The 16,726-nt window shown below is 70.3% G+C and carries 14 protein-coding genes; 8 read left to right on the forward strand and 6 right to left on the reverse strand.

Annotation, left to right across the window (positions count from 1 at the left end; translation table 11 throughout):
* Positions 1-185: 185 nt before the first annotated feature.
* Positions 186-1,289 (forward strand): MFS transporter, encoded by a 1,104-nt coding sequence (locus ACIBK3_RS00690; RefSeq protein WP_399360420.1) that lies wholly within the window; start codon positions 186-188, stop codon positions 1,287-1,289.
* Between the two features lie 314 nt (positions 1,290-1,603).
* Here ACIBK3_RS00690 and ACIBK3_RS00695 read toward each other — a convergent pair whose 3' ends face one another.
* From ACIBK3_RS00695 to ACIBK3_RS00715, 5 genes are all read right to left on the reverse strand, one after another.
* A complete protein-coding gene (locus tag ACIBK3_RS00695; protein WP_399360422.1) occupies positions 1,604-2,860 on the reverse strand; it encodes an MFS transporter in 1,257 nt (418 codons plus the stop codon).
* Between the two features lie 130 nt (positions 2,861-2,990).
* On the reverse strand, positions 2,991-4,628 hold the full coding sequence (locus ACIBK3_RS00700; protein ID WP_399360424.1) for an ABC transporter substrate-binding protein: 1,638 nt from the start codon (positions 4,626-4,628) through the stop codon (positions 2,991-2,993).
* A 132-nt stretch (positions 4,629-4,760) separates the two neighbouring features.
* Positions 4,761-6,074: an NtaA/DmoA family FMN-dependent monooxygenase gene (locus ACIBK3_RS00705; protein ID WP_399360426.1), complete on the reverse strand. Its 1,314-nt coding sequence runs from the start codon at positions 6,072-6,074 to the stop codon at positions 4,761-4,763.
* A gap of 320 nt (positions 6,075-6,394) precedes the next feature.
* Positions 6,395-7,558, reverse strand: coding sequence for a hypothetical protein (locus ACIBK3_RS00710; protein ID WP_399360428.1), 1,164 nt, complete (start codon positions 7,556-7,558; stop codon positions 6,395-6,397).
* A gap of 84 nt (positions 7,559-7,642) precedes the next feature.
* Positions 7,643-8,584 (reverse strand): 5-dehydro-4-deoxyglucarate dehydratase, encoded by a 942-nt coding sequence (locus ACIBK3_RS00715; RefSeq protein ID WP_399360430.1) that lies wholly within the window; start codon positions 8,582-8,584, stop codon positions 7,643-7,645.
* Between the two features lie 244 nt (positions 8,585-8,828).
* On the opposite strand from ACIBK3_RS00715, the gene ACIBK3_RS00720 reads away from it, so the two are divergent.
* From ACIBK3_RS00720 to ACIBK3_RS00745, 6 genes are all read left to right on the forward strand, one after another.
* The gene (locus tag ACIBK3_RS00720) at positions 8,829-9,638 is read left to right on the forward strand and encodes an NAD-dependent epimerase/dehydratase family protein (RefSeq protein WP_399360431.1); all 810 of its coding nucleotides are present in this window, start codon (positions 8,829-8,831) and stop codon (positions 9,636-9,638) included.
* A gap of 288 nt (positions 9,639-9,926) precedes the next feature.
* Positions 9,927-10,697, forward strand: a complete 771-nt coding sequence (locus ACIBK3_RS00725; RefSeq protein ID WP_399360433.1) for a DeoR/GlpR family DNA-binding transcription regulator — start codon at positions 9,927-9,929, stop codon at positions 10,695-10,697.
* A gap of 77 nt (positions 10,698-10,774) precedes the next feature.
* Positions 10,775-12,148, forward strand: coding sequence for an ABC transporter substrate-binding protein (locus ACIBK3_RS00730; protein ID WP_399360435.1), 1,374 nt, complete (start codon positions 10,775-10,777; stop codon positions 12,146-12,148).
* Positions 12,145-13,083, forward strand: a complete 939-nt coding sequence (locus ACIBK3_RS00735; RefSeq protein ID WP_399360437.1) for a carbohydrate ABC transporter permease — start codon at positions 12,145-12,147, stop codon at positions 13,081-13,083. Before ACIBK3_RS00730 ends, ACIBK3_RS00735 begins: the two co-directional genes overlap by 4 nt.
* Positions 13,080-13,931, forward strand: a complete 852-nt coding sequence (locus ACIBK3_RS00740) for a carbohydrate ABC transporter permease (protein WP_399360439.1) — start codon at positions 13,080-13,082, stop codon at positions 13,929-13,931. The genes ACIBK3_RS00735 and ACIBK3_RS00740 overlap by 4 nt, the downstream gene beginning before the upstream one ends.
* Positions 13,928-14,917 (forward strand): zinc-dependent alcohol dehydrogenase family protein, encoded by a 990-nt coding sequence (locus tag ACIBK3_RS00745; protein ID WP_399360441.1) that lies wholly within the window; start codon positions 13,928-13,930, stop codon positions 14,915-14,917. The genes ACIBK3_RS00740 and ACIBK3_RS00745 overlap by 4 nt, the downstream gene beginning before the upstream one ends.
* A gap of 90 nt (positions 14,918-15,007) precedes the next feature.
* Here the strand turns inward: ACIBK3_RS00745 and ACIBK3_RS00750 are convergent, their stop codons facing one another.
* A complete protein-coding gene (locus tag ACIBK3_RS00750) occupies positions 15,008-15,364 on the reverse strand; it encodes a hypothetical protein (protein WP_399360443.1) in 357 nt (118 codons plus the stop codon).
* Positions 15,365-15,454: 90 nt separating this feature from the next.
* Between ACIBK3_RS00750 and ACIBK3_RS00755 the strand changes: the two genes are divergently transcribed.
* Positions 15,455-16,687, forward strand: coding sequence for a TerD family protein (locus tag ACIBK3_RS00755; RefSeq protein WP_399360445.1), 1,233 nt, complete (start codon positions 15,455-15,457; stop codon positions 16,685-16,687).
* Positions 16,688-16,726: the final 39 nt, after the last annotated feature.

The following is a 16,726-nucleotide window of genomic DNA, read 5'->3' on the forward strand; positions in this document are numbered from 1 at the left end:
CGGGGTCATGTCGGCGCGGTCTCCTGGCGCAGGCGGATCTCTGGGGCGTCGAACCGTCGGTGCACCCACTGCCCAACGTCGGGAGGTGGCCGGTGGGACTATCGACGGAGTACGCCGAACGTGGTGCCGTATGGACGCGTCGGGCGCGATGGTTTCTGCCCTTGATGGCGGCCGGCGGAGTGACGATGAGCCTCACCGCTCCGCTGGAGGTGTTGTTCGGCCGCGAGCTCTCGGGGAGCAGCGTGTACATCGGCGTCTTCATGCTGACCTCGGCCGTGGGCGTCATCCTCATCGACGTGTTCGGCACCAGGCTGGTCCCCGGCCTGGACGCCAGGGTCGCCCTCACCATCGGGCTGTCCCTGTTCGGCATGTCGTCCGTCGGGATGGGACTGGCGCACGACGACGTGCTGTTGATGTCGTCCCGGGTCGTGCAGGGCTTCGGCGGCGGGATGATGCTCGGCGCCGGCCTGCAGGCGGCCGTACGAGTGCGCCCGGCAGCCGGGGACACCGCCCGCGCCGTGGGGCGGTTCAACGCCGCGTTCCTCTTCGGCGGTGCGGTCGGATCGCCCGGCGGGCTGCTGCTCGCCGGGCTGATCAGCGGCGAAGCCGGCTATCGGATCGCGTTCGTCGTCACCGGGGGCTGCGCGCTGGCGGTCGCCGCCGCGCTCGCCTCCGCGCTGCCGAGCCTGGCACCGCCGCCCGGCATGCCCCGACCGCGGCTCGGCCTGCCCCGGTTCGGCAGGTCGACCGGCGGCGCCGCTCTCGTGCTCGCCATGAACGGTGAATTCCTCCGCGGCGGCGTGCTGTTCACCGCTCTCCCGCTCGCGGGCGCGGCACGCCAGTACTCCACCGTCACGATCGCGCTCGCGATCGCGCTCATGTCCGGTTCCGAGATCGCCGTCCTCACCGTGGCCTACCGCCTCATCCGGCGCGTCGGAGTCGTCACCGTGCTCATCACCGCGTTCGCGCTGGGCGCGGTATGCGCGACCGTGCTCGCCGTCACCTCCGATCTGACGGTCTACCTTGCGATGTCAGTGCTGTTCGGCGTCAGCCTCGCCGGGGCCACCGCGAGCCTTCCCGTGCTGGTGGTCGCGCAGGTCGGCGACTCCTCGGCCGGCCTGGCGAAATTCCGCATCTCGGCCGGCATCGGCGTCCTCGCCGGGACCGTCGGCTGCGCCGTGCTGGGCATGCGGATCGGGATGGCGGGGCTCTTCGGACTCATCGCCGTCGTCCTGCTGGCCAGTGTGCGGCTCGCCCACCACGTCGGGCGTCGTACGGCGATCGCGTGATGCGCGGGCATCGGCGACGCTGTCGCCGTCCGTGAGTGACGACATCGTCCGTTCCCTGCCGACCAGTTGACCCCGCGCCGTGGGGTTTCGACGCCGGCGTCGGCGAGGACGGTCCGCGATCCGTGCGGCAGCCGCCCGGACGCGCGGTGCCGATGACCCGAGGCTCTCCGCGGCGGGACGACGTGCGCCTGGGATTCCACGTCACCGACATGGCGCTCGATGGGGAGCGGTCCGCCGGACTCCCTGTGAGGAGCGGTCCGCCGGACTCCATCCAGATAACGGGCCGCCGGACTCGATCGGGACGGGCCCGACGGTCAAGCGTCCGGACTCACCGTCTCCGGAGTTGCCGTGGCCGGCCTGGCCTCCGTGGGCGGCCGCATCAGCTGCCGGTTGCCCAGCAGCGTTGTCGTGAGCGCCGCAAGCCCCACCAGGGCCGACACGAGCATCGCCGGCCGGGTACCGAGCAGGCTGGCCGAAACGCCGAGGATCACCATGCCGGACGGCAACGCGATGCCGATCGTGGTGCTCAGCAGGCCGAGCGCCGCGGTGCGTTCCTGCGGGTCGACGGCGCCCACCGACAGGGTCGCCTGCATCGTGCCGAAGAAGGCCTGACCGACCCCTGCCACGCCGAGAACGAGCAGGGCCACCGACACCGCCGGGGCGTAGGACAACAAACCCAGGCAGCACAGGCAGAGCGCCACGGCGAGCGCGTAGGCGGCGCCCGGCCGCCGGGCCGGCCGGACGACCAGCGCCGCCGCCGTCACCAGCTGGACCGTTCCGGCGGCCGAGCCGAGCACCCCGGCCATCGTCGCCCCCGCGCCCAGGCCTTTCGCGATGACCGGGACCAGGGGCAGGAACGCGAAGTAGCAGAGGTTGCAGATCACCGTCACCGCGAGGATCACCCTGAGCGCCGGCGAGCGCCGCAGCAGCTGCCAACCCGTCCGGACCGGCGCGGCGGCAGGCGCGGAGCCCGGCCCGCCCGTCGTGGGCGCGTCGGCCGGCATCCCACGGGTAGCGCGCCACAGCAGCGCGGCGGAGCAGGCCAGCAGGACGGTGGGAACAGCGAACGCGGCGCCGAGGCCGAACACTCCGATGGTGACGCCGCCGATCAGCGGGCCGAGCATCGTCGCGCTCGCCAGGCCCGCCATCTCCGCGCTGAGCGCACGATGGGAGCGCTTGGGCCCGGCGATGCGGAACAGCAGCTCTCGCTGCGCGGTCATGTTCACCATGCCGCCGAACCCGTAGAGGAGTTCGAACGGGTACACCATCCAGATCCGGTCGGCGCCGGTGCTCACGACCGCGATCATCACCGCCGAGATCGGCAGCAACGCGAGTTCGGTGAACAGCACCAGCCGGCGCGGGTCCACGTCGCGTCGCGTTCTGGACGCGACGTAGGCCCCGAGCACCATGGGCGAGAACATCGCGAACCCGGCAAGCTGGTTGGCGATCGGACGCCCGCCCAGGTGAGTCACCAGGTACGTTCCGAGAAAAAGCCCGTCCCACCGCGTCAGATGCCACATCCACGAGCTGATCAACACCTCGGGAAGGGATCCGCGCCGGTCTCCACGCATAGCAATGTCCACCCGGCCTACGTAAGGACACTGCCGTCACCTGGGAGAGTCCGTCCGATTGTCAGCCGATTGCGCTGGCGTTTCGAGGGGCGGTCCCCGGTCAGGTCCGCACGACCTGACCGGGGTGTGGTCAGACCCGCTTCAAGGCCTGTGGCCAGAAGATCGCCGGGTAGAAGGAGTTGTCCTCGATCCCGGTCACGTAGGCGTGCGCGACCGTGGAGTTCGGCGTGATGCACAGCGGGATCCAGACCGCCTCGTCGAGGATGATCTTGCTGCAGGCCGCATAGACCGCTTCCATCGTCCCGGTCGTCGGCTGCTTGATCGCCACATCCATCAGCTTGTCGAGTTTCGGGTTCGAGTACTGGAAGAAGTTCAGCGGCTTGGCACCGGTGCGCAGCAGGATCCGCAGGGTGGTGTCGAGGTGCAGCGCGTCCCCGCCGAGGAAGGAGACCAGGATGTCCGGGCGCTTGCCCGGCGGCTGGTTGGGCAGGTCGAACTCCTCCGACGTCGGCATCTCGCGGACGGTGACGTCGAGGCCCAGCGCGGCCAGCTGGGTCTGGACGAGCTCGGCCATCTGCTGCCGCGGCGCGCCGCCGTCGGCACCCCAGGCCAGATCGATCTTCTTCCCCTTCAGGCTCGGTGCCAGCGCCTTGAGCGGGGCGGTGTCCACCTCGGCCGGGAACGGCGCCAGCCTCGAGGAGAGCGTGCGCTCCGGGAACAGCCCCTTCTGGACAGTGGTGAGGCCGCTCCACGCCGTGTCGACGATCGTCTTGCGGTCCAGGGCGGTGAGCACGGCCCTGCGCAGTGCCTTGTCGGCGAAGACACCGGACGTCGGGTTCAGCCAGATCGCCTCCCCCACACCGCCGAAGGAGTTGACGACTCTGAACTGCGCGTTCTTCTCGTACTGCAGCACGTCCCGGACCGCGAAGCCCTTGGTCACCATGTCGAACGCACCCGCGTCGAGCTGCAGTTTCTGAGTCGCGATGCTCGGCGTGATCGCTATATGAATGGTCTTGAACGCGGGCTTCTCACCCCAGTAGCCCGGAAATGCCTCAAGCGTGTAATGGCTGCCCGGCACGAACTCCTTGAAGATGTACGGCCCGGTGCCCGCGTCATGCGTCTTCAGCCACCCCTGCGCGAGGTCGCCGCCGACGGCGTGCTTCGTCACCGCGGTGGGACTCGTCGCCAGCGGTTGCCACGGGCAGGCCAGGTAGTGCAGGAACGCGTTGTTCGGCGACTTCAGCGTCACCACGAACGTGGTGGGGTCGGGCGCCGCGGTCCTGGCCACTCCCGCGACCATGTAGGCGGGGCCCTGGGCGATCTTGGCGCGCCGCTCGAAGGTCTTCTGCCACGACTTCGCGTCCGCGGGGGTGCCGTCGTGGAACTTCACGTCGGGCTGCAGCTTGAAGGTGTACGTCAGCTGGTCCGGCGAGAGCGTCCATGACTTCGCCAGCCCCGGAAGGAACTCCGAGGTGCCCGGCTTGTAGCGGACAAGTCCCTCGTAGGCGGATTCCATGACCTGGACGCCTTCGCCCTCGTACATGATGTCCGGGTCGGGAACCTGCATGTCGGCCAGGAACGGAATGCGCAGGGTGAGCTTCGAACCGCCCGACCCACCGCCGCCGCTGCCCTCGGGTCCGCACGCGGCGATCAGCGACGCGAGGCTGATACCGCCGATGGCGAGACCGCCGGCCTTCAGGAATCCGCGGCGGTCCAATCCGGCCGGAAAGTCCGCCGATCTCTGCTGTCGGGGTTCCGTGATATCCACCAATGCCTCCTGCTCTGGGCCCACTGTCGACCTGAAAGCACGGCATTCGCTGGCGTGCCTCCACTCTTCCGAGCAGTAAAAGTGCGTCCGGTGACGCACTCGCGTCGCATCAGTACCTCTCGGATTGCGCCGTCAGAACTCGAGGAGGTTCTCGCGGAACGTGCTGTGGTTGTAGCCGTCCCTGATGAGGCCGCGCTTGCGCAGGGCGGGCGCCAGGCCGTCCGCGATCTCCGCGATGTTGCGTCGCGTGACGGTCGGCGACAACAGGAAGCCGTCGCCGCCGATCTCCTCCATCGCCTCGCCCATCTTCGACGCCACGGTGTCGGGTGAGCCGACGAACGCGAGGCCCGCGTGGGTGTCGACGGTGGCGATGGCCTCGCGCAGCGTCTTGCCGCGGGCGCCTTCGATGAACGTACGCAGGGTGCTCGTCTCGCCGTTGCCCCAGACGTCGGGGACCTCCTTGTCGAGATCGAACGTGGAGAAGTCGAATTCCCCGCCGGAGGTGTAGCTCAGCCCCCACAGCCCCCGCTCGATCGCCTGGTCGCTCCAGCGGGCGGCCCGCATGTCCTCCACGCGCGCCTGTGCGACGCGATCGGTGTCACCGAGTACCGGGTCGATGAGGAAGAGGATCTTCAGCGTGCTCGGGTCGCGACCGTAGTCCCTCAGGCGGCGGTGCATGTCCTGCCGGAACGCCTTCATCTGCTCGATGCTGGTGCCGTGCGCCAGCATCGACTCGGCGTACTTGGCGGCCAGGTCACGACCTGCGGGCGAGGCTCCGGCCTGCACGATGACCGGACGGCGCTGCGGCCCGGGGATGGTGTTGAGCGGTCCGCGGGTCTTGAAGTACTTCCCCTCGAAATCGACCGGGTGCACCTTCGTGTGGTCGGCGTAGCGCGGTGTCTCCTGGTCGACGAGGACGGCACCCTCCTCCCACGAGTCCCACAACGCCCCGACGGCCTCCATCCACTCCTTGGCCATCTCGTACCGCTCGCTGTGCTTCATCAGCGTGTCGTACCCGTACTGCTGCGCCGCGCGCGACGAGCTACCGGTGACCACGTTCAGTCCGACCCGCCCCTCGGTGAGGTGGTCGAGGGTGGTCATCGTCCGGGCCGCCATGAAGGGGTGGTAGAAGCTCGTCGACAAGGTCACCGCGATGCCGATGTGCTTCGTCCGCTGCGCCAGCAGCGGGATCAGCGGGACGGGGTCGCTCTTCGGCGCCAGCAGACCGTACTTGAGCGTCGTCTCCATCGAGCGCCCGTAGGCATCCTCGATCATGCTCGTGTCCTCGACCAGCAGATAGTCGAAGCGAGCCCGCTCCAGCGCCGCTGCCAGGTCGACGAAGAGGTCACCCTTCATCCAGTCGTGGCCGGTGTTACCCGCCCACGGGTCCATCGCCCACGTCTGAACGCTGAAGCCACTGCCCATGAACCAGCCCAAATGAAACATGCCCCCAATCTGGCTGGCCCGTGTTTCCGCCCACCGAGCCACGCGGTTGCGCCCGCATTGCGCCGCGACGCCTCCCGTCACCAGGCAGGACGTGTCCCGTCACCAGGCAGGACGTGTGCCGTCACCAGACAGGACGTGTCCCGTCGCCGGGCAGGACGACAACGCGGACACGTACGGGGCAGCCGTCCACGACGGGGCCGTGGGCGCAGATCGCCGAGGGTGCCGCCATCTCCGGGAGCCGTGCTGGTGGGACTCCTCGACCAGCGGGCCCTGTCGGCGGTCCTGGGTCTGGTGTGGCCGCTGGCCGCGCTGCCGCTGCCTCAGAAGCCGGCGAGCGCCTCCCGCACCGCCTCCAGGTCCCCGTCCGACGCCAACCCGGCGTGATACAGCCGCAGTTCCGTGGCCCCCAGCTCCCGGGCGTGCCCCGCGTCCGCCGCGAGCGTGCCGGGGCTGCCGCCCATGCCGGAGACGACACCGAAGTTGGCGGCGACCACGGCACCCGCCCGCCGCTGCTCCGCGAACGGTGTCAGCAGGCCGGGGCCGCCCGCGCACGGGACGACGACGCCGTCCGCGACCGCCAGGATGTGCGCGGGGTCGACGCCCGGGTTGGCGCCGACGTGGTAGGTCACGGGGTCGGCGTGCAACAGGACCTGGAAGCCCTCGGGAGCGGCGGCGCGGACCGCGGCGACGGCCTCCTCCTGGAGGGTGCGGGCCGTTTCGTCGCGCCACGCGCGCGTGGCGGCCGCGTTCGTCTCGCCGAGCAGCTTCTCGACCCCCGCCCAGCCCCCGTCGTCGGGCGCGCCCCGCCACAGCGGCTCCAGTGCCTCGCGTACGGCGGCCGCCAGCTCGTCGGCGTCCAGGCCCTGCCTGCCGTACCCCTCCCGGCAGGCCGGGCAGAAGCAGAGCGCCATGAGGTACATCCCGGCGTCGCCGAGCGCGACCCCGCCGGTCTTGTCGTGGGCGTGCAGGTGCTGGAGGCCGTACCAGCCGAGGGACTCCAGTTCGGTGCCGCGCGCGCCGGGGCGGACGGCGGCCTCGGCGGCCAGATCGACGAGGTACGCGCGCGTGGCGGGCTGTGCGACGCACGGGGCCCACGGGTAGCGGTCGCCGTAGGCGTTGACGACCGAGGTGTCCGGGTGCTCGGCGCCCAGGCGGGAGTTGTGCGCGAGGACGACCCAGGTGTGCACCTCGAGACCGGCGTCCACGAGCGCGGCGGCGGCCTCGCCGAAGGCGTCCCCGGGGGCCCAGTCGCCGGCCGCGTAAGGGCGCAGCTCCCGACCCGCCCAACGGTCGTCCGTGGGGTACAGCACGGACGCGTGCTCGGCGGTGACGACGCGGTGGCGGGGGTGGCGGGGGGTCAGGGCCCGGGTGGAGTGGTAGGCGGAGGCGAGGGTCACCTGCCGCACGCCGAGCGCGGCGATGCGTCCCGCGGCCTCCGGGTCCCCGTTGACATCCCAGGGGTAGACGAACGTCGACGCCTTCACTTGCCCTCCGCCTTCACGTGCTTGTTCTCCGGCTTCACGTGCTGCTCGTCCTCCGCGTTCACTTGCCGTCGCACGACTCGAGGTTCACTTGCCCTCGTCCAGCAGCGCGTACCCACGTTCGATGATCTGCGCGAGCTGCTTGACATGGTCCTCGCTCGGCTCGTGCAGCGGGGGCCGCACCTCCCCCACATCGAGCCCGCGAAGCCGTACGCCGGCCTTGACGAGGGCGACGGCGTAGCCGCGGCCCTGGGCGCGCAGTTCGACGAAGGGGCGGTAGAAGCCGTCGAGGAGGCGGTGGGCGGTGGTGTCGTCGCCGGTCTTGTGGGCCTCGTAGAAGGCCAGGGCGATCTCGGGGGCGAAGCAGAACACCGCGGACGAGTAGAGCGTGACGCCGAGGCCGCGGTAGGCGAGCTGGGTCTGTTCGGCGGTCGGCAGGCCGTTGAAGTAGAGGAAGTCGCCCGGGGCCTCGGTGCGGACGGCGCTGACGATCCGCTGCAACAGGTCGAGGTCGCCGAGGCCGTCCTTGAAGCCGATGATCCCGTCGGTGCGGGCCAGCTCCACGACGGTCTCGGGGGTGAACACGGCGTTGTCGCGCTGGTAGACGATGACGGGCAGATCGGTCGCCGCGGCCACCTCCCGGTAGTGCCGCAGCAGTCCCTCCTGGCCGGCGACGACGAGGTAGGGCGGCATGGCGAGCAGGCCGTCGGCCCCGGCCGCCTCGGCCAGGCGTGCGTACCGCACGGCGAGCGCGGTGCCGTATCCGGCGCCGGCGACGACCGGTACCCGGCCCGCCGTCTCCTCGACGGCCGCCCGGACGCAGTCCTCGAACTCCTCGGGCGCGAGCGCGTGGAACTCCCCCGTGCCGCAGCAGGCGAAGACGGCGGCGGCGCCGGCTTCCACCCCGCGGCGCACATGGGCGCGGTAGGCGTCGAGGTCGACGGAGCCGTCGGGGCCGTAGGCGGTGACGGGGAAGAACAGCGGCCCGCCGGGAATGCCGAGTCGAGCGGCGAGGGGGGCTGACGTCACGGGCTCTCCCTAGTTCAGGCGCTCATGTCACTGACTCGCTCATGTTTCTGACTTGCATCCATATTCATGAACGTCACCACCCTAAGGAGCCCCTTCGGGGCCGGTCAAGCGAACAATCCGCCATCAGGCGAGCGGATTTTCCCGGCCCACGCCACACTTGACGAAGAACGTCCACGATCCCTAGCGTGTCCACGCATGTGAATGGGATCCACGCATGCGGCCGCCGACTCAAGGAGACCCGAGGATGCCCGCTCCCCGCACCGTTCTGCTCACCGGCGCCGCCGGCGGGCTCGGCACCCTGATGCGGAACCTGCTCCCGGCCTTCGGTTACGAACTGCGCCTGCTCGACGTGCGCCCGATCGAGGGCGACCCGGACGCCGTCACCGCGGACCTCGCCGACCGGGACGCCCTGCGGGAGGCCGTGCGGGGCGTCGACGCGATCATCCATCTGGCGGGCATCTCCCTGGAGGCCCCCTTCGAGAAGATCCTCAAGGCCAACATCGAGGGCACGTACAACCTGTACGAGGCCGCCCGCGAGGAGGGCGTACGGCGCATCGTCTTCGCCTCCTCCAACCACGCGGTCGGCTTCACCCCGCGTCCTCAGGGCGAGGACCCCCTCATCCCCATCGACACCCCGCGCCGCCCGGACACCTTCTACGGCCTGTCCAAGTCCTTCGGCGAGGACCTGGCCCAGCTCTACTGGGACAAGCACGGCCTGGAGACCGTCTCCGTGCGCATCGGCTCCTGCTTCCCCCAGCCGACCAGCGTGCGCATGCTCTCGGTGTGGATGAGCCCCGCCGACGGCGCCCGCCTCTTCCACGCGGCCCTGACCGCCGAGGACGTCAAGCACACCGTCGTCTACGGCTCCTCCGCCAACACCCGGCTGTGGTGGGACCTGTCCACCGCGCGGGCCCTCGGCTACGAGCCGCAGGACGACTCCGAGGAGTTCGCCGAGAAGCTCATCGCCGAGCAGGGCGAGCTGGACCCGGAGAACGTGGCGCACGCCTACCTGGGCGGCCACTTCGTCAGCGACCCGCCGATCTGGCCGTACTGATACGGGCCGATCCGGCCATACCGATACGTACGCGAGCGCACTTGTGGGGCGGGCGGGCACCGAACGGGCCCGCCCGCCGCCGCATTCGGGCATCCGCGCTGCCCGATCTCACGCGTCCGCATACAGCCGCCCAGGTCCAAGACGGTCACACCCCGCCGTGAACGGGCACATGCGGGCAGCATCGGGCCGACAACAGGCCTGGTCAGTGTCGCTTCCCCCCTGTAGAACTTCCCCCATGGGCCGAACCGGGCCCGAACGGGCAAGGAAGCGCGGAGGCAGGTGTCGGCCATGCACATCAAGTCGGCAGAGGAACGCCAGCGGGAGATCGTACGGGTCGCCCGCGCCACCGGCTCGGTCGACGTCAGCGCCCTCGCCACCGAGCTGGGCGTGGCCAAGGAGACCGTACGGCGGGACCTGCGCGCCCTGGAGGACCACGGCCTGGTCCGCCGCACCCACGGCGGGGCCTATCCGGTGGAGAGCGCCGGCTTCGAGACGACGCTCGCCTTCCGCGCCACCAGCCACGTTCCCGAGAAGCGCCGGATCGCGGCCGCCGCGGCCGAGCTGCTCGGGGACGCCGAGACGGTCTTCGTCGACGAGGGCTTCACCCCGCAGCTCATCGCCGAGGCGCTGCCCAGGGACCGGCCGCTGACCGTGGTCACCGCGTCCCTGCCGGTCGCGGGCGCGCTCGCCGAGACCGAGAACACCTCCGTCCTGCTGCTGGGCGGCCGGGTCCGCTCCGGCACCCTCGCCACGGTCGACCACTGGACCACCAAGATGCTGTCCGGCTTCGTCGTCGACCTCGCCTACATCGGCGCCAACGGCATCTCCCGCGAACACGGCCTGACCACCCCCGACCCCGCGGTCAGCGAGGTCAAGGCACAGGCCGTGCGGGCCGCGCGCCGCACGGTGTTCGCGGGCGTCCACACCAAGTTCGGAGCGGTCAGCTTCTGCCGGTTCGCCGAGATCGGCGTCCTGGAGGCCATCGTCACGAGCACCCTCCTGCCCACGGCCGAGGCCCACCGCTACTCACTGCTGGGACCGCAGGTCATCCGCGTCTGAACAACCGCCGGACCAGCCAGACGGGCATACCTCACCCCGTGTTGCCCTTTATCTCCCCATACGTCCAGGAGCGATCCATGCGAACCCAGAGCCGACGACGGCCCCCGCGAGCCACGCTCGCCATGGCCGCCGCAGGGACGCTGCTCGCCCCGCTGCTCTCCGGCTGCTGGGTCGGAGCGGGCGGGGCCGGATCGGGCGGAAACTCGATCAACGTCCTCATGGTCAACAACCCGCAGATGGTCGAGCTGCAGAAGCTCACCGCCGCCCACTTCACCAAAGAGACCGGCATCAAGGTCAACTTCACCGTCCTGCCCGAGAACGACGTCCGCGACAAGATCAGCCAGGACTTCGCCAACCAGGCGGGCCAGTACGACGTGGCCACCCTGTCCAACTACGAGATCCCGATCTACGCCCGCAACGGCTGGCTGCACGAGATGAACACCTACGTCTCCAAGGACAAGGCGTACGACGAGCAGGACGTCCTCAAGCCGATGCGCCAGTCCCTGAGCGGCGACGACGGCAAGCTCTACGGGCAGCCCTTCTACGGCGAGTCGTCCTTCCTGATGTACCGCAAGGACGTCTTCGACAAGAAGGGCCTGACGATGCCCGCGCACCCGACCTGGACCCAGGTCGCCGACCTGGCCGCCAAGGTCGACGGGGCCGAACCGGGCATGAAGGGCATCTGTCTGCGCGGCCTGCCCGGCTGGGGCGAGGTGATGGCACCGCTCACCACCGTCGTGAACACCTTCGGCGGCACCTGGTTCGACAAGGACTGGAAGGCACGGCTCGACTCCCCCGGGTTCGAGAAGGCGACGAAGTTCTATGTCGACCTGGTCCGGGGACACGGCGAGTCCGGCGCCGCCCAGTCCGGCTTCGCCGAGTGCCTGAACAACATGACCCAGGGCAAGGTCGCCATGTGGTACGACGCCACCTCCGCCGCCGGATCCCTGGAGGCCGCCAACTCCCCCGTCAAGGGCAAGCTCGGCTACGCCCCCGCCCCGGTCGAGAAGACGAAGTCCGCCGGCTGGCTCTACACCTGGGCCTGGGGCATCCAGGACGCCTCCCGCAACCCCGACAAGGCGTGGAAGTTCGTCTCCTGGGCGTCCAGCAAGCAGTACGAGCAGCTGGTCGGCGACCAGATCGGCTGGTCCAACGTCCCGGCCGGCAAGCGCGCCTCGACGTACACGAACCCCGCCTACGTCAAGGAGGCCGCCGCCTTCCAGGAGATGACCAAGCAGGCCATCGAGGGCGCCCGCCCGAGCGACCCCGGCGTGCAGCCGCGCCCCGCGCCCGGCATCCAGTTCGTCGGCATCCCCGAGTTCACCGATCTCGGCACCAAGGTCTCCCAGGAGATCAGCGCGGCCATCGCCGGACGCCAGTCCGTCGAGTCGGCCCTGAAGAAGTCCCAGCAGCTCGCCGAGCGGATCTCCGAGGAGTACGAGGGACGATGACCGCGACGACAACAGCTCCCATCGCCGGTACCCCGGTGCGCACCGCACCGCAGCCGTCGGCCCGCCTGCGGGCCTGGGCCACCAGGGCCCCCCTGCTCCCCGCCCTGATCTTCATGATCGCGGTCACCCAGCTCCCGTTCGTGGCCACGCTGGTGATCTCCTTCTTCGACTGGAACGCCCTCTATCCCAAGGCCCGCCACTTCACCGGCTTCGACAACTACCAGCAGGTCCTGAGCGACGCCGACCTGCGCCACTCCGTGTGGACGACAGTCCTGCTGACGGTCGCGGTGGTGGTGGCCAGCCTGATCCTCGGCCTGGTCCTGGCGCTGCTCCTCGACCGTAGGTTCCGGGGCCGGGGCGTGGTCCGCACGCTCCTCATCGCCCCCTTCCTGGTGGTCCCGGTGGCCGCCGCCCTGCTCTGGAAGCATGTGCTCTACAACCCTGAATACGGCCTGTTCAATGGGCTGTTGCACTATGTGGGCGGCCCACAGCCCGACTGGATCTCCAGCACCCCGCTGCTCGCGGTCGAGGCGTCCCTGGTCTGGCAGTGGACCCCGTTCATGATGCTGATCCTGCTGGCCGGCCTGCAGAGCCGCGATCAGCAGCAGATGGAGGCCGCGCGGGTCGACGGCGCGAGCGACTGGCAGATCTTCCGGTATCTGACGCTCCCGCACCTGCGCCGCTACCTCGAACTCGGCGCCCTGCTCGGCTCGATCTACATCGTCCAGAACTTCGACGCCGTCTTCACGATCACCTCCGGCGGTCTGGGCACCGCCAACCTCCCCTACACCGTCTACCAGAGCTTCTACCAGGCCCACGAGAACGGCCTCGCCTCGGCCGCCGGCGTCCTGGTGGTCATCGGCTCGATCATCATCGCGACCTTCGCCCTGCGCGTGGTGTCGTCCCTGTTCCGAGAGGAGGCGGGCCGGGCATGAGCACCGTCGCCGTACGACCGCGCAGTGACCGCCGCAAGGGCGCGGGGCTCGGCCTGGTGGCCTGGCTCCTGGGCATCCTGTTCTTCCTGCCCATCGCCTGGATGGCGCTGACGTCCTTCCATTCCGAGCAGGACGCCGCCACCAACCCCCCCTCCTTCGGGGCGGCCCTGACGCTCGACGGGTACCGCGAGTTCTTCGGCACGGGCGGCGGCGCGAGCCCCTGGCCGGCGCTGATCAACTCCACCGTGGCGTCGGTGGCGTCGACGCTGTTCGTCCTTCTGCTGGCCTTCCCGGCGGCCTACGCGCTGTCGATCCGCCCGGTGAAGAAGTGGACCGACGTCCTGTTCTTCTTCCTGTCGACGAAGATGCTCCCTGCCGTGGCGGGCCTGCTGCCGATCTACCTGTTCGCGAAGAACACCGGGATGCTCGACAACATCTGGCTGCTGGTCATCCTCTACACCTCGATGAACCTGCCGATCGCGGTGTGGATGATGCAGTCCTTCCTCGCCGAGGTGCCGGTCGCGGTGATCGAGGCGGCGAAGGTGGACGGGGCCCGACTGCCGACGATCCTCGCGCGCGTCGTCGCCCCGATCGCCCTGCCCGGTATCGCCGCGACGGCCCTGATCTGCTTCATCTTCAGCTGGAACGAGCTGCTCTTCGCCCGTGTGCTGACCGGCGTGGTGGCCGAGACCGCCCCCGTCTTCCTGACCGGCTTCATCACCAGCCAGGGCCTGTTCCTGGCGAAGGTGTGCGCCGCGTCGCTCGTCATCTCCCTGCCGGTGCTCGCCGCGGGGTTCGCCGCCCAGGACAAACTGGTCCAGGGCCTGTCGCTTGGAGCCGTGAAATGAAGGCCGCCGTCATCGAGTCCGTGGGCCGTGCCGTCGTCACCGAGGTCCCGGACCCGACGCCGGGACCCCGCGAGGTCGTCGTCGAGGTCGCCGCCTGCGGCCTGTGCGGCACCGACCTGCACATCCTGCAGGGCGAGTTCGCACCCAAGCTGCCCATCGTCCCCGGGCACGAGTTCGCGGGCGAGGTCGTCGGGGTGGGCAACCAGGTCACGGAGGTCGCGGTCGGCGACCGGGTCGCGGTGGACCCGTCCCTGTACTGCTACGAGTGCCGCTACTGCCGTACCGGCCACAACAACCTCTGCGAGCGGTGGGCCGCGATCGGGGTCACCACGGCCGGGGGCGCGGCGCAGTTCGCGGTGGCCCCGGTGGCCAACTGCGTGAAGCTGCCCGAGCATGTGCGCACCCAGGACGCGGCCCTGGTGGAGCCGCTCTCCTGCGCGGTCCGCGGCTACGACGTCCTGCAGTCCCGCCTCGGCGCCCACGTCCTGATCTACGGCTCCGGCACGATGGGTCTGATGATGCTGGAGCTCGCCAAGCGGACGGGGGCGGCCAGTGTGGACATGGTGGACATCAACACCCAGCGCCTGGCCACGGCCCAGCAGCTCGGGGTGTCGTCCTCGGCGACCAGCGCCGACGAACTCGACCGACCGCAGGGCTGGGACGTCGTGGTCGACGCGACCGGAAACGCGGCCGCGATCCAGGACGGCCTGGGGCGGGTCGCGAAAGCCGGGACGTTCCTCCAGTTCGGCGTCGCCGACTACGCGACCCGCGTGACGATCGACCCGTACCGCATCTACAACCAGGAGATCACCATCACCGGCTCGATGGCGGTCCTGCACAGCTTCGAACGAGCGGCGGAACTGTTCGCGAACGGTGTCCTGGACCCGGAGGTCTTCATCAGCGACCGCATTCCGCTGGAGCAGTACCCGCAGGCACTGGAGCAGTTCGCGGCCGGGGTGGGCCGGAAGATCGTCGTGGTGCCGTAGCGGCTGATGCCGCAACAGCCGGTGCCGGGCCTGCCCGACGGTACGGCCGTCGGGCAGGCGGTCATATGCGTACGTCCGTCGGACGGGCTGTCATATCGGCAGCGCGCCGTACAGCGCGGCACCCGCGGCGGCGAAGACCGGACCGGCCCACCGGGGCAGGGAGCGGTCGCGCCGTCCCGCCACGTAGGCGAGGGCCGATGCCGCCGTCGCCGGCCACAGGAAGGCGAAAGCGGCGTCCGGAAGGGAGAACTCGCCACGGACGGCGGCGGCGACCGCGTATCCGGCGAACGCCGCCGACGCGACGACGGGGAAGTCCGTGCCGAAGGGGTTCCAGCCGGCGGACGCCCGCTCCCGGCGCCTGGTGAGCACGATCGACGCGATCACCGCGACACCGGCGACACCGGTCCACAGCGCCGCGGGGACGACCAGGACGGGGCTGGGGCTCATGGGATCCCTTCACTCTCGGAAACTGACCCGATTGGCCTTCGGTAAGGGAACGGTAAAACGCCCCCGCTCGTTCAACCGAGCATGACAGCTATGACCCCCGGCTCGAACATCCCTCTCCCCGCCGCCCGCGTGACGGTGGACGTCGCCGCCCCGGTGCGGCTCGACGTATCGGGCCTGCTGCTCACGGGCGACGGCAAGGTGCGCTCCGACGACGACTTCATCTTCTACAACCAGCCCTCGGGCCCGGGCGTGACGTACCGCTCCGGCGGCGGCACCGCCCCCGACGCGATCACGGTCGACACCGGCGCCGTCCCGCCGGGCATCGAGAAGATCGTCGTCACCGCGAGCCCGGACGCCGCCGGCCAGACCTTCCAGGGCATCGAACCGACGGCCACCATCCGCAACGCGGACGACAACAGCGTCCTGGCCACGTTCACACCCCCGCAGCTCGGCACCGAGACGGCCCTGGTGATCGTGGAGATCTACCTCCGCAACGGCGCCTGGAAGGCCCGCGCGGTCGGCCAGGGCTACGCCAACGGCCTGGCGGGCATCGCCACCGACTTCGGCGTCAGCGTGGAGGAGCCGGCCCCGGCCGCCGCCGCTCCCGCCGCCCGGCCGGTGGCTCCTCCCCAGCCGGCCGTGCAGCCCCCCGCGGCGCCGCCTGCCCCGCCGCTGGACCCGCGGGTCGCCGCACCCCCGGCGCCCGCCGCGCCCCCGGTCCCGCCCGCTCCCGTCCCGGGTGCCGGGAAGATCAACCTCGACAAGGGCCGGGTCAGCCTCCAGAAGAACCAGACCGTCTCCCTGGTCAAGGGCGGCCGCCCGCTGCTGTCCCAGGTCAAGATGGGCCTCGGCTGGGAGCCGGCGTACCGCGGCAAGGACATCGACCTCGACGCCTCGGTCATCGCCTACGGCCCGCAGCGCAACCACATCGACAGCTGCTACTTCGGCAAGCTGTCCATCGTCGGCGGCGCGATCAAGCACTCCGGCGACAATCTCACGGGTGAGGGCGGCGGTGACGACGAGGTGATCGTGGTCGACCTCGGCCGTCTCCCGCAGGAGGTCACCGGCCTGGTCTTCACGGTGAACTCGTTCTCCGGCCAGAAGTTCACCGAGGTCGCGAAGGCCTACTGCCGCCTCCTGGACGCCGCGACCGGCGAGGAACTCGTCCGCTTCGACCTCACCAGCGCCGAGGCTCAGACGGGCGTGCTGATGGCCAAGATGATCAAGCAGTTCTCCGGCGAGTGGGAGATGACGGCCATCGGCGACTTCGTCAAGGCCCGCACGGTCCGGAACATGGTCAAGCCGGGGGCCCAGGCGCTGTAGCCACCCGTACGGCTCCGGGGGCGCCCCGCGCCGGGGCGC

The organism is Streptomyces sp. NPDC050287 (genome assembly GCF_044459385.1).
GTDB lineage: Bacteria > Actinomycetota > Actinomycetes > Streptomycetales > Streptomycetaceae > Streptomyces.

Excerpts from the sequence above, each read along its gene's own strand:
- ACIBK3_RS00690 (WP_399360420.1), top strand. The coding sequence starts at position 186 with ATGAGCCTCACCGCTCCGCTGGAGGTGTTGTTCGGCCGCGAGCTCTCG.
- ACIBK3_RS00695 (WP_399360422.1), bottom strand. The coding sequence starts at position 2,860 with ATGCGTGGAGACCGGCGCGGATCCCTTCCCGAGGTGTTGATCAGCTCG.
- ACIBK3_RS00705 (WP_399360426.1), bottom strand. The coding sequence starts at position 6,074 with ATGTTTCATTTGGGCTGGTTCATGGGCAGTGGCTTCAGCGTTCAGACG.
- ACIBK3_RS00720 (WP_399360431.1), top strand. The coding sequence starts at position 8,829 with ATGCCCGCTCCCCGCACCGTTCTGCTCACCGGCGCCGCCGGCGGGCTC.
- ACIBK3_RS00725 (WP_399360433.1), top strand. The coding sequence starts at position 9,927 with ATGCACATCAAGTCGGCAGAGGAACGCCAGCGGGAGATCGTACGGGTC.
- ACIBK3_RS00730 (WP_399360435.1), top strand. The coding sequence starts at position 10,775 with ATGCGAACCCAGAGCCGACGACGGCCCCCGCGAGCCACGCTCGCCATG.
- ACIBK3_RS00735 (WP_399360437.1), top strand. The coding sequence starts at position 12,145 with ATGACCGCGACGACAACAGCTCCCATCGCCGGTACCCCGGTGCGCACC.
- ACIBK3_RS00740 (WP_399360439.1), top strand. The coding sequence starts at position 13,080 with ATGAGCACCGTCGCCGTACGACCGCGCAGTGACCGCCGCAAGGGCGCG.
- ACIBK3_RS00745 (WP_399360441.1), top strand. The coding sequence starts at position 13,928 with ATGAAGGCCGCCGTCATCGAGTCCGTGGGCCGTGCCGTCGTCACCGAG.
- ACIBK3_RS00750 (WP_399360443.1), bottom strand. The coding sequence starts at position 15,364 with ATGAGCCCCAGCCCCGTCCTGGTCGTCCCCGCGGCGCTGTGGACCGGT.
- ACIBK3_RS00755 (WP_399360445.1), top strand. The coding sequence starts at position 15,455 with ATGACCCCCGGCTCGAACATCCCTCTCCCCGCCGCCCGCGTGACGGTG.